The organism is Pseudoalteromonas sp. DSM 26666 (genome assembly GCF_900116475.1).
Classification (GTDB): domain Bacteria; phylum Pseudomonadota; class Gammaproteobacteria; order Enterobacterales; family Alteromonadaceae; genus Pseudoalteromonas; species Pseudoalteromonas tetraodonis.
Map to the genome: position 1 here is coordinate 18,332 of NZ_FPAR01000001.1, position 11,687 is coordinate 30,018.

13 protein-coding genes and 1 tRNA gene are annotated in these 11,687 nt (G+C 39.1%); 7 read left to right on the plus strand and 7 right to left on the minus strand.

Annotated elements, in window-relative coordinates:
• Window positions 1–3: 3 nt before the first annotated feature.
• Window positions 4–80: transfer RNA gene (locus BM380_RS00100), tRNA-Asn, on the minus strand.
• 1,039 nt (window positions 81–1,119) lie between these two features.
• Here BM380_RS00100 and BM380_RS00110 point away from each other — a divergent pair.
• The 5 genes from BM380_RS00110 to BM380_RS00130 all read left to right on the plus strand — a co-directional run bounded on the left by BM380_RS00110 (window position 1,120) and on the right by BM380_RS00130 (window position 7,202).
• Complete coding sequence (locus BM380_RS00110; protein WP_090492239.1) at window positions 1,120–2,499, plus strand: MATE family efflux transporter; 1,380 nt, start codon at window positions 1,120–1,122, stop codon at window positions 2,497–2,499.
• On the plus strand, window positions 2,496–4,490 hold the full coding sequence (gene uvrB, locus BM380_RS00115; RefSeq protein ID WP_013465278.1) for an excinuclease ABC subunit UvrB: 1,995 nt from the start codon (window positions 2,496–2,498) through the stop codon (window positions 4,488–4,490). Before BM380_RS00110 ends, uvrB begins: the two co-directional genes overlap by 4 nt.
• On the plus strand, window positions 4,491–5,420 hold the full coding sequence (locus tag BM380_RS00120; protein WP_090492241.1) for a class I SAM-dependent methyltransferase: 930 nt from the start codon (window positions 4,491–4,493) through the stop codon (window positions 5,418–5,420).
• Between the two features lie 8 nt (window positions 5,421–5,428).
• Entirely contained in the window at window positions 5,429–6,094 is a 666-nt protein-coding gene (locus BM380_RS00125; protein WP_036954099.1) for a tRNA (adenine(22)-N(1))-methyltransferase TrmK, read from the plus strand.
• Between the two features lie 94 nt (window positions 6,095–6,188).
• Complete coding sequence (locus BM380_RS00130) at window positions 6,189–7,202, plus strand: hypothetical protein (RefSeq protein WP_028835016.1); 1,014 nt, start codon at window positions 6,189–6,191, stop codon at window positions 7,200–7,202.
• A gap of 11 nt (window positions 7,203–7,213) precedes the next feature.
• Here the strand turns inward: BM380_RS00130 and BM380_RS00135 are convergent, their stop codons facing one another.
• On the minus strand, window positions 7,214–7,456 hold the full coding sequence (locus tag BM380_RS00135; RefSeq protein WP_013465274.1) for a hypothetical protein: 243 nt from the start codon (window positions 7,454–7,456) through the stop codon (window positions 7,214–7,216).
• Between the two features lie 165 nt (window positions 7,457–7,621).
• On the opposite strand from BM380_RS00135, the gene BM380_RS00140 reads away from it, so the two are divergent.
• Entirely contained in the window at window positions 7,622–8,071 is a 450-nt protein-coding gene (locus BM380_RS00140; protein ID WP_024601107.1) for a methyltransferase family protein, read from the plus strand.
• 62 nt (window positions 8,072–8,133) lie between these two features.
• Here the strand turns inward: BM380_RS00140 and queC are convergent, their stop codons facing one another.
• Window positions 8,134–8,790: a 7-cyano-7-deazaguanine synthase QueC gene (gene queC / locus BM380_RS00145; protein WP_013465272.1), complete on the minus strand. Its 657-nt coding sequence runs from the start codon at window positions 8,788–8,790 to the stop codon at window positions 8,134–8,136.
• Between the two features lie 145 nt (window positions 8,791–8,935).
• On the opposite strand from queC, the gene queE reads away from it, so the two are divergent.
• Complete coding sequence (queE, locus tag BM380_RS00150) at window positions 8,936–9,601, plus strand: 7-carboxy-7-deazaguanine synthase QueE (RefSeq protein ID WP_090492243.1); 666 nt, start codon at window positions 8,936–8,938, stop codon at window positions 9,599–9,601.
• 107 nt (window positions 9,602–9,708) lie between these two features.
• On the opposite strand, the gene BM380_RS00155 is transcribed toward queE, so the two are convergent.
• From BM380_RS00155 to BM380_RS00170, 4 genes are read right to left on the minus strand one after another with little or no spacing between them, the layout of a single operon-like run.
• A complete protein-coding gene (locus BM380_RS00155; RefSeq protein ID WP_090492245.1) occupies window positions 9,709–9,981 on the minus strand; it encodes a hypothetical protein in 273 nt (90 codons plus the stop codon).
• A gap of 15 nt (window positions 9,982–9,996) precedes the next feature.
• Complete coding sequence (locus BM380_RS00160; protein ID WP_090492247.1) at window positions 9,997–10,299, minus strand: hypothetical protein; 303 nt, start codon at window positions 10,297–10,299, stop codon at window positions 9,997–9,999.
• Window positions 10,300–10,320: 21 nt separating this feature from the next.
• Entirely contained in the window at window positions 10,321–10,731 is a 411-nt protein-coding gene (locus BM380_RS00165; RefSeq protein ID WP_236613509.1) for a hypothetical protein, read from the minus strand.
• A gap of 36 nt (window positions 10,732–10,767) precedes the next feature.
• Window positions 10,768–11,448 (minus strand): hypothetical protein, encoded by a 681-nt coding sequence (locus BM380_RS00170; RefSeq protein ID WP_090492249.1) that lies wholly within the window; start codon window positions 11,446–11,448, stop codon window positions 10,768–10,770.
• Between the last annotated feature and the right edge of the window lie 239 nt (window positions 11,449–11,687).

The window sequence follows — 11,687 nt, forward strand, 5'->3', positions numbered from 1 at the left end:
ACTTGGCTCCCCCTCCCCGACTCGAACGGGGGACCTGCGGATTAACAGTCCGTCGCTCTAACCAACTGAGCTAAGGGGGAAGCGTCTTGCCTTTCAACGGGGCGAAATATTAATGACCGCATAGCAAAGTGTCAACATATAAAAGATCATAAATTCAAAAAAGAGGTCTATTCGTTGTTTTTATGTGCAATCTGCGCGTTTTGTAACACTATTTAAGTAAAGCGCTGTGATATTGTTTTATAAAAACAGGGCAATATTTGCATGAAGTTTGTAATTTGAGGCAATAAAGTGATGAGTAAAATTTAAGAAAACGGCTTTTAATAGCAAAAACGCGTTCTATTTCCTGTATTTTTATAAAGCGATAATTAACTTATTTAAAATAAATGGCTCCTTTTTATTTTTGGTACGTTAAAACGGTTGAACTAAATGCCTATTAGTTACGTAAACTAAAACTAGCGCTAAAACATAATATAAATTTTGACTGCAGCAGCAATGCTTTGTACAAAAATAAAACAATCAATGAGTTAGCTACCTGTTTGAGTGTGTTACTCACTGATATTAGTCTAAGAAAATATCACCTTCATACACATAACAGGGGCATACAATGCTGTTTGCATATTGGTAACGGAAAAAACCAAATGATCAGACAATCTAGCACCCGGTTGTAGCCCTTTATAAACGTGGGGTTGATTGAGTTATCCACGGTTTCTGTGGATAACTCTGTTTATGAAACTTTAAGAACATCAGCACCCCCAGCATTGTAGGGCGCTACAACGATTTCAAGTATTTAAAAGCTTTTTTTTTATACATTTAAAAACAATAGCTTACGATTCAGCTAAGTTACTCACTTAATCGATAAATAAAATTTTTCGTGACGATAAAACACAGTCTCTGACTGTGTGATAAATCAACAAAACCTAAAAAATAAATGTTGCAAAAGTTACATAAATGTATTTTATTTGGTTTTTAGTGTGTTAGCGCAAAATTTGTTTACAAAGGCATAAAAATAACAGTTTGTAGATTAAACGTTTAATTAATTGTTTAGATTTAATAAAGCATGGCTTGAACAGCTCGGATGCTTTAAAATATGCCGTTCAGTAAAAGAGGCTTATTTATTTTATGCGCGCACATTCTCAATCACATACTCGCCCTGATTTACTCACCGCCCCAATCTTGCCTACATTAAAGAAAATGACCATTCCGATGATCTTTGGGATGATCACCCTAATGATGTTCAACATAGTTGATACTTTTTTCATTAGCTTATTGGGTACTGAGCCGCTTGCTGCAGTGAGCTTTACATTTCCCGTCACTTTTACCGTTATTAGTTTAGCGATTGGTTTAGGCATAGGTACCTCAGCGGTAATAGCAAAAGCATTAGGCAGTAACAATATTGAAGAAGCGCGTTTTGATGCCAGTATATCGTTGTTGATTGCGGTGGTATTAGTGTTGGTTTTATCTACGTGTGGCTATTTATTAATTGATCCTATTTTTACTTTACTCGGAGCTGGGGAGCAAGTATTACCGCTCATTCATGAATATATCAGTATTTGGTTTTTAGGCAGTGTATTTTTAATTACCCCGATGATTGGTAATTCTGTACTGCGTGCCAGTGGCGATACTAAAACACCGAGTATTATTATGGGTGGAGCGGGGCTTATCAATGCAGTACTCGATCCTGTACTTATTTTTGGTTTTGGCCCCATTCCTGCGTTTGGCATTAAAGGAGCCGCCATTGCCAGTGTTATAGCATGGGCAGTTGCTGTGGCAATTATTTTATACTTATTAATTGCTAAAAAGCGCTTATTGAGTTTAAAAGCAGGGTCGCAAACGGTTATTGGAGCAATTCGTAAAATATTAAAAATAGGCTTACCCGCAGCAGGTGCTAACATGCTAACACCGGTTGCTATGGCAGTAATGACGGCATTGGTTGCACATCATGGTCCAGAGGCTGTGGCTGCTTTTGGAGTAGGGAGTCGAATAGAATCAATAGCGAGTTTGGTGGTATTAGCATTATCGATGACTTTGCCACCTTTTATTAGTCAAAACTTTGGAGCCAGTCATTTTTCTCGCGTAAAGGATGCCTACCTAAGAACCTTAAAATTTGTGATGTTATGGCAGTTTGTTATTTATATTTTATTAATTATGTTCTCAGGCGTCATAAGTGAAATATTTGGTAAAGAGCAAGCCGTTGTTGATGTCATAAAACTGTTTATTTATACCATCCCATTAAGTTATGGCTTGCAAGGAGTGATCATTTTATCCAACTCCTCGTTTAACGCTTTACACAAACCCATGAACGCCTTAGTTTTGAGCGTCATTCGGTTATTTATTTTTTATGTTCCCTTTGCGTATATCGGGAATGAACTGGCAGGTTTAATCGGCTTGTTTATTGGCGCGGCCATTGGTAATTTATTCACAGCCCTTGTAGCCTATAAGTGGTTTATGAAAGAAATTGAAGCGTTAAGCAGTCAAGCATTACAGGAGTGTAGTCATTGAGCGATCATTTTCAGTTAGAATCAAAATTTAAACCCGCTGGGGATCAGCCTACCGCTATCGCTCAGTTGTGCGAAGGTTTAGAAGCAGGGCTTGCTCATCAAACCTTATTGGGCGCAACAGGGACGGGAAAAACCTTCACGATGGCTAACATCATTAGTGATTTAAATCGCCCCACTATTATTATGGCGCACAATAAAACCTTAGCGGCGCAATTATACGGCGAGATGAAAGAATTTTTCCCGCATAATGCGGTTGAGTACTTTGTATCTTACTACGATTACTACCAACCAGAAGCCTACGTGGTAGCCAGCGACACCTTTATTGAAAAAGATGCATCCATCAATGAACACATTGAGCAAATGCGGCTCAGCGCCACTAAAGCGCTATTAGAGCGTCGCGATACCATAATCGTTGCGTCGGTATCGGCGATTTATGGTCTGGGCGATCCTGATTCATACATGAAAATGATGCTGCTTTTAAAAGTGGGCGAAAAAGTCGACCAGCGCGATATGCTGCGCCGCCTTGCAGAGCTGCAATACACCCGTAACGATATTGATTTTAGTCGTGGTACATATCGTGTTCGCGGCGAAGTGGTGGATATATTCCCCGCTGAATCAGATACCTATGCAGTACGTGTAGAAATGTTTGATGATGAAGTTGAACGCCTAAGTATTTTTGATCCCCTCACTGGTGCTGTTGAAAAACACATAGTGCGTGCAACTATTTACCCTAAAACTCACTATGTAACGCCACGAGAAAAAATACTCGAAGCCATCGAAAAAATAAAAGTTGAGCTTAAAGAGCGCAGGGCACAATTACTCAGCGCTAATAAATTAGTTGAAGAGCAACGTATTGCGCAGCGTACACAATACGACATAGAAATGATGACCGAACTTGGTTATTGCTCAGGCATTGAAAACTACAGTCGTTACTTATCGGGGCGCACACCTGGCGATCCACCGCCGACATTACTTGATTATTTACCCGACGATGCATTAATGATTATTGATGAATCGCACGTAACTGTCTCGCAAATTGGCGCTATGTATAAAGGCGACAGAAGCCGTAAAGAAAACCTCGTTGAATATGGCTTTAGAATGCCCTCGGCCATGGATAACCGTCCACTGCGTTTTGAAGAATTTGAAGCCATTGCACCGCAAACTATTTATGTGTCGGCCACACCGGGTGATTTTGAATTAGAGCGCAGCAATGGCGAGGTTGCTGAACAAGTTATTCGTCCAACCGGCTTACTTGACCCATTAATAGAAGTGCGCCCGGTTGGCGATCAGGTTGATGACTTACTCTCAGAAATTTATAAAAGTGTTGAAAAAGGCGAGCGCGTGTTAGTAACAACACTGACCAAACGCATGGCTGAGGATTTAACTGATTATTTAAGCGAACATAATGTAAAAGTACGCTATTTACACTCTGACATAGACACCGTAGAGCGGGTCGAAATTATTCGTGATTTACGTGCCGGTGTGTTTGATGTGTTAGTAGGCATTAACTTACTACGTGAAGGTTTAGATATGCCAGAAGTGGCATTAGTAGCTATTTTAGATGCCGATAAAGAAGGCTTTTTACGCTCAGCTCGCTCGCTTATTCAAACCATAGGCCGTGCTGCGCGCCACCTTGATGGTCGTGCTATTTTATACGGTGATAGAATCACTAAGTCGATGGCCAAAGCCATTGATGAAACCCAGCGACGCCGCGATATACAGCATGCTTATAATGTTAAGCACGGTATTGAGCCTAAAGCACTGATCAAAAAGATACTCGATGTAATGGATGTAGGTGAAGATGCTTCACCGCAAGATAACTTACAGCTTATTCGTAAAGAGTCTAAAAAAATTCTTAGTGCGAAAGAAATTGCCACGCAAATTAAGCAGCTTGAAACCAAAATGCATGCCTACGCCAGTGATTTAGAATTTGAAAAAGCCGCCTCTGTACGCGACGAAATACATGAACTACAACAACAGTTGATTAATTAAATGACAATCGATTTTACTCCTCTTATTAATGCATTAGCAGACACGCCTTTTGCAGATAACGAATTATGCCGCGTATTTCATGGTCGCGGCCACAGCGTAGAAGCGCTAAGCCATATTAACTTAGACTTTTATCCACCGAGTTTGTTTTTGGTGTCATACAGTGAAATTGATGAGATAACACTCACTACGCTCACCGATATGTTATGGCAGTGGGCACAACAACATCATCCAGAGCTAATTACTGCATTGGTGTATCAGCAGCGAGCGGGGCTGCAAAGCCATAACACCCTTGTTCACGGGCAATTGCCCGCGCGCCATAGCGTAGCCGAAAATGGTGTGCGTTTTTTGGTTGATTTAATGAGTAAGCAAAACACCGGTATTTTTCCAGATATGCGAAAAGGCCGTGAGTTTGTCATGCAAAATAGTAAACATGCTAAAGTACTTAACCTGTTTTCTTATACTTGTGGTTTTTCGGTAGCGGCTATGCACGGCGGTGCCGATCATGTGATGAACATGGATATGAGCAAAGGCGTGTTAAAAGTCGGTAAGCAAAACCATCAATTAAACAATGTTGATAGGGGCGTCAGTTTTTTACCGCATGATATTTTAAAGTCGTTTGGTAAGCTAAAAAAAGCCGCACCGTTTGATTTAATTATTGTTGATCCACCCAGCTTTCAAAAAGGCAGTTTTATATTAACAAAAGACTACCAAAAAGTGCTGCGCAGACTTCCTGAGCTTTTAAACGATACTACACAGTTGTTGTTATGCGCTAATAGCCCAGAGCTTTCAGAAAACGACTTTAAAGCACTTATTCAAGAACATACTCAAGGTGCTATTGAGTTTGTTAAACGCCTAGAACCGACTGATCGCTTTATTGAAATTGATAGCGATAAAAGCTTAAAAGCATTGGTGTACAAAACAAAAACATAGTGAGTTAAATGAAACTGAGTAAACGTTTAAACGCCATCAATTCATTAATTACAGAGCCTTACGATATTGTTTGGGATTGTTGCTGCGATCATGGCTTTTTAGGGATGGCGTTACTTGAGCGCGGTATAGCAAAACATATAAATTTTGTGGATATTATTCCAACGTTAATGGAAGCGCTCGAACAGTCGCTGCAACAATTTGAGCAAGGTAAATCTTTACCTTCATGGCAAGTGCGCTGCGAAGATGTTGCGCAAATTAAATTGCCAACAGCTGCAAAGCAAGTGGTGGTTATTGCTGGTGTGGGGGGCGATTTATGTTTAAAGCTTATTGAACAAATTATTGCCAACAACCCGCAAAGCTTGCACCAACTCAGTTTTATTATTTGCCCCATTCAGCATCTTTACAAAGTGCGCGAAGGTTTAAAAGCCTGTAATTTAAAGCTCGAAAACGAGCAAATTATTGTTGAAAACAAACGTTTTTACGAAGTATTACACGTTAGTGTAAATGCTAGCCAAACACTCACTCAAACCGGTGCTCAAATGTGGGATAAACACAATCCACAACATCATCAATATCAGCAGCAATTGCTTAACCATTATACTCGAATGCTCAATAAAGATAGACTTTACTATCAAAAAGTTATAACAGAGTATCAACGAGTATTTGAATGCTAAATACTCCTGTCAGTGTGATCGGTTTTTGTGATTAACTACGTAAAGTGCTTCATAGTTAATATCTTGCCATCAGGCGGATTTATTTGGTTTAAATATGTCAGATAAAAATATAAAAATTGAGCCATTATTAGGCGATGGGCAAAAGTGGCAACACAGTTACGAGCAACCGATTTCGTATGCGCCGTTAGTACAACTGGCCAATAATAATTGGATTGTTCCCCAGCATTTTTTACGTTACAAACATACGCTAGCTAGCGTTAATGAAGTGCTTAACGACATTAGTTTTTCTACTCACTTTAGTGTGTTAGCTGCAGAAAAAAACAGTGATATTTATCTGCAAGTGGCGGTACTTAGTCCAGATAATTACCGTGCTGAGAACAAAGCAAAAAAGTTACTGTTTGGTCGTCGCTGGCCAGTAGAGCAAAATTTGCCAACCTCAGAGCTTATTCAAACAGCATTTTTAGCATTGAAAGTGGCACGCGAGCATGAAGTAAGAGAGCTTTTTCAGCTGCAGCATCAAGGCGCAACCAGCACGCCGTTTAATAATCATCATGATTTACCTGTTATGGCGCAAAACCCTGAGCTTGTTAAAAGCACATCGTTTAAAAATATTCCATTGAACGACCTGATAGAGCGCCTGGTGTTTGCGGATAATAAAATTGCGCTAATTAACTGCCAAGCCATAATCACCGGCGAGCAGGTGTATACGGTTAAACTTCATTGCGATAGTTGTCAGCTAAGCGAATTTAATAATAAAACTTTGTCATTTTTAGCACCTGATGCAACAACCAACAGCTTTTTACATAGCTTTATTGCCGCACTGGTTGCTGTAAGTAACGAGTATGTGAGTGAGCATTTTAAATACCAAGGCTTTGCGCGCTTTAGTAAACATGTACACGCAGAGCAGGTAGGGGAGCTAAGCATTGCCATGCGTTCACCAAGTTCAGTTAGTTTATGTTCTATGGGTAAGCAAGAGGCGAATCAGTTAAACTTTGAAATAGACAGCGGCAGGGCACCCCAAGGGTGTGGACAAGCCATTGGCGGGTTTTTAGCTGCCCATGGTATAGAGCAGCCAGAAAATGCACATTTATACCCTAATTATTTATAACTAAGGGACAGCTATAGTTTGTTTATTTCTTGTTTTACGCTATAGCTTGAGTCGGTAACAATGGCTTCAAGTGTTTGTACTCGCTGTTTGAGTTCAGTCACTTGCGCGGTTACTTCTGCTAGTTGCTTATGAGCATCTTGATTGTTGTCTTGAACTTTATGTTTAAACTCAAGGTGCTTTTTATACATATCGTAAATAACCCCCGAACCTACAGAAATAAGTACAATGAGAACTATCATTGTTGTGCCAGACATAATTACTTCCTTTAATTTTATTTTAAGTTTAAATTATAACCATAATTAAGCGCCGATAAAGCTAATTAATTGTAACTTTATTTGTATTTATAAAGTCATTGTTATTATTTGTGCCGCCACCATATAGTAACCATGCAGTTTTTTTAATCGATACAAGGAATAGGTATGTTAAATAATAAAATTCCACCGGTTGTCGTTGTGGTATTTTTCGCTGCTGTTATGGCACTGATTGCGCATTACACAGTAATAGACTTTACCGCCTTCATAACTTACCTAGCATTAGGATTAGTCGCTATAGGTTGTTTCTTTTGTGTTGCTGGGGTCGTCAGTTTTCGTTTAGCCAAAACCACGGTACTACCAAATAAACCTGAGCAAGCAACAAGCTTAGTTACCTCAGGGGTATATAAACTCTCACGTAACCCTATGTATTTAGGCTTTGCTTTTATACTGGCGGGGTGGGGCGTGTGGCTAAGCTCTATTTGGGCTTTTTTAGGTATTGTGGGCTACGTTGGTTATTTAACGCTGTTTCAAATCATTCCCGAAGAGCGGGCGTTACATCAGTTATTTGGTGAGCAATTTGAGGATTACAAATCGCGGGTAAAACGCTGGCTTTAATGTTTTTTCATACTAAAAAAGGCTACCCTTGGTAGCCTTTTTTAGTATGCTTATTTTAAACTTTACTCGTATTCAAGCGGGTCGGTTACGTTGTTCAGCTCAAAGGCTTCTAAACGTTCTTGGCAAGCGCCACATTTGCCACAGGCCTTATCACGACCGTTATAACAGGTCCATGTTTGGCTGTAGTCTAATCCCATTTTAATACCATCGGTTAAAATATCGATTTTAGTATTATTTAAATACGGGCTAAAAATTTCTACCGCATCGTAATTAGCAATACGACACACATCATCCATCTTTTTAACAAACTCAGGGCGGCAATCTGGGTAAATAGCATGATCGCCCGAATGCGCACCGTAATATACTTTGCTTGCTTTAAGCGACACCGCATAACCTACCGCTAAAGAAAGTAAAATCATGTTGCGATTAGGCACAATGGTGCTTTTCATGCTTTCTTCTTCGTAATGGCCTTCTGGCACATCAATATCGTCTGTTAACGACGAACCACCAATAAGCTGATTAATTGCCGATATATCAACAATTTTGTGCGGTACATTTAGCTTTTCACATACGCTGGCGGCGACTTTAAGTTCTTTGACATGACGCTGACCATAATCAAACGAGAGGGCATAAACATCATGGCCTTGCTGCAGGGCTTTATTTAATACAGTAAATGAGTCCATACCGCCGGAATAAATAACAACTACTTTTTGCGTCATACGTGGTTTGCTCTTTAGTTTTGATAGAGGTTTATATCAGGGCGCGATATACTACACGGCCAAGGCATAAATGACAATTTTTGCACCGTGCTTTGTGATTTCTAATAGTAACAATTTTGCCGTCAGGTTGTAAGTGAGATTTCTTTTGTACAAAATTAATGAAGTGTTTGAAACCATTCAAGGTGAAGCGAGTTTTACTGGTACGCCGTCTATTTTTTTACGCCTGCAAGGTTGCCCTGTGGGATGTTCATGGTGCGACACAAAGCAAACCTGGGATGTTGATAACGTATATAAAGTATCACTTGATGACACGGTAGAAAAAAAAGCCGACTCAGATCATTGGGCTGAGGCCAGCGCAGCGCAGGTACTTGAGTTATTTAAGTCCCGTGGCTATACCGCCAAGCATGTTGTTATAACCGGTGGCGAACCTTGCATGTATGATTTGAACCCAGTATGTAATTTACTGCATGATCATGGCTTTAGCACACAAATAGAAACCAGTGGCACCTTCGAAATACTCGCCCCTGCACAAACGTGGGTCACGGTATCGCCAAAAATTAATATGCGCGGTGGCTACAAAGTACTCAGTAGTGCCATGCAACGCGCCGATGAAATTAAACACCCAGTTGCTATGCAAAAACACGTAGAAGAACTGGAAGAGCTATTTACCGCCACCGGCGTAAACCCAAAACTGGTATATTTGCAGCCAATCAGCCAAAAAGCCTCAGCCACTAAATTAGCCATTGATACTTGTATCGCCAAAAACTGGCGCTTATCAATTCAAGTACATAAGTATTTGGGGATTAATTAAAGAGCAGCTGTAAGCTGCTCTGCGTTAAGTTATATAACGTAGATACAAGGTTGGGTTATGAACCCAACCTAATTAAACAACTTTCAACTCATAAAGTTAAGCTGGCTTTAAATATAATTTTCATCAATAAACTGACACCACAGCTGTGTATTTAATTTTGGTACATTTGGCTTATCTCTAATACCGAGTTTAAACATGATCACAGAGCGCCATTCTAAAGAGCCAATGTCTGGCCCATGTCCATAACCGTCACCGGTATTAATTTGCTGCTCAACATAGTTAAACCATGCCTCAGAGCACGGCGAATATTTTTCATCTTTTTGCGCAACACTACTGCATCCAGCAATAATGAGTAATAAAGGGGCCATTAATAGTTTCATATTTTACCTATGTGTTTATTTTGCTAATCGCTGCTGTGTTAAGTTTAAACGCTTATGTGAGCTGTATACTTGCAACCTTTCATCGTCCGTAATTAAAAATGCATCCATTTCTACAGATATTAAAGCTGATATGAGGAAAATCTCTAAAACACCAAGATCAGCAAGTTTAGCTGAAAGAAGTGCCGTTTTGCCGTTAGCAATAAAGGTAGAGTCTTGATCACGGTAATCGCCATCAACATATAGTTTTGCACCACCAAACCATGAGTTAACAATTTTAATTTTATGACCCTTGACCGTGAATTCGAACTCTTTTCTCATTTTCAAACTCCATTATGGTTGTTATGTTTTTTCTTTAAACTCAACAGGTACTTCAATTTCAATGCCGCAACCTTTTCCATAGCTAAAAATAAATGCATACTTTTCGCCATTAAGAGGTTTAGCAATAAACCAAGCTTTTGTCTTTCCTTCTTCTTTGACCACAGTTGTTGGTATGGCAAATAGTGGGTCATCTTGCTCACCTACTGCAACCCAAACAAAATTAAACATCTCTTCTTTAATTTTCTCTGGTAAATATACTGTAACGGAAAATGAACTATTATTTTGCTGTACACTTACATTAAATAAATGATTGTATTTTAAGTTCCATGCTGCAACTTGATCATCAGTTTGAATGCATGATGCAGCAGAAGAGCCAAATCTAAACAGATATAATAAAAATAAACATCGCATTATCGATTTACCTAAAACCAATAGTTATTTCTCCTGATTAGTTGCTTGTTAGGTGCATTATGATTCTATTTCAGCTTCTGACTTAATAAGCTCCGAGATCTTAGATAAATCGAATTCATCGTGAGGAATAATTTCAACTTTATCAGTAAACTTTGATGACATGGATTTAAGATTTTTGGCTAGGAAATGATCCCACTCATATAAGAGTTCGAGGATGTCTGCCTTTACAAAATGATCTTCACCATTTGTATTTGACGAATAGCCTTCAACAGAACCATTTAATAGTGCATGTCGGTCGAGAATATAAGAACGTCTATCAGAGCTATATCCTGTGTTTACGGTGTGTGAAGCGTAATACGTCCTAAATAGAAAGATTGGTAACTGGTCCGCCTCACTCTTTGAAAATGGTATTTTTAATTTAGAAGATAGTGCTATTAAAGCTTGTAGCTGAAGATAACAGGCATTGAATATTCCGTACATGCGTAAGTATGCTTCACCAAATTTTTCGTTTCTCGATTCATGTATATTGATTCCATGATTGTAGAAGTCATCCTTAGCTAGTTGAGTATCTTCGAGCAGATACAAAGAATCTATTACAAATCCATAGTCACGGATATTGTCTAATTCGAGTATTGAAATAATTTGAGAATTAAAATCATCAGAGATGTTTATTGAGCATAAGCTTAAAACTTCTAGCATTATTTTAATGCGTAAATCAATTAAATTAATATTGCTCATTCGCTTGATATTTACTCCTTGCACCTTACTATTTTCTAGTCCGCGCGTCGCGCAGGTTTCTACTATGTCACGCTCATTTATTTAATTTATATAGTTTTAACAAATTACCTAAGATATTACTATCACAAACTTTTCTATGACTTTTAAGCAAAGCTAATACTAAAAAACGTTGTTATTGAGCAGCGCTTTTGTTTTTATTTTGTTGAACCTTGAACCTTGAACCTTGAACCTTGAACCTT

Excerpts from the sequence above, each read along its gene's own strand:
- BM380_RS00120 (WP_090492241.1), top strand. The coding sequence starts at position 4,491 with ATGACAATCGATTTTACTCCTCTTATTAATGCATTAGCAGACACGCCT.
- BM380_RS00125 (WP_036954099.1), top strand. The coding sequence starts at position 5,429 with ATGAAACTGAGTAAACGTTTAAACGCCATCAATTCATTAATTACAGAG.
- BM380_RS00140 (WP_024601107.1), top strand. The coding sequence starts at position 7,622 with ATGTTAAATAATAAAATTCCACCGGTTGTCGTTGTGGTATTTTTCGCT.
- BM380_RS00170 (WP_090492249.1), bottom strand. The coding sequence starts at position 11,448 with ATGAGCAATATTAATTTAATTGATTTACGCATTAAAATAATGCTAGAA.
- BM380_RS00160 (WP_090492247.1), bottom strand. The coding sequence starts at position 10,299 with ATGAGAAAAGAGTTCGAATTCACGGTCAAGGGTCATAAAATTAAAATT.
- BM380_RS00130 (WP_028835016.1), top strand. The coding sequence starts at position 6,189 with ATGTCAGATAAAAATATAAAAATTGAGCCATTATTAGGCGATGGGCAA.
- BM380_RS00155 (WP_090492245.1), bottom strand. The coding sequence starts at position 9,981 with ATGAAACTATTAATGGCCCCTTTATTACTCATTATTGCTGGATGCAGT.
- BM380_RS00135 (WP_013465274.1), bottom strand. The coding sequence starts at position 7,456 with ATGTCTGGCACAACAATGATAGTTCTCATTGTACTTATTTCTGTAGGT.
- queC (WP_013465272.1), bottom strand. The coding sequence starts at position 8,790 with ATGACGCAAAAAGTAGTTGTTATTTATTCCGGCGGTATGGACTCATTT.
- BM380_RS00110 (WP_090492239.1), top strand. The coding sequence starts at position 1,120 with ATGCGCGCACATTCTCAATCACATACTCGCCCTGATTTACTCACCGCC.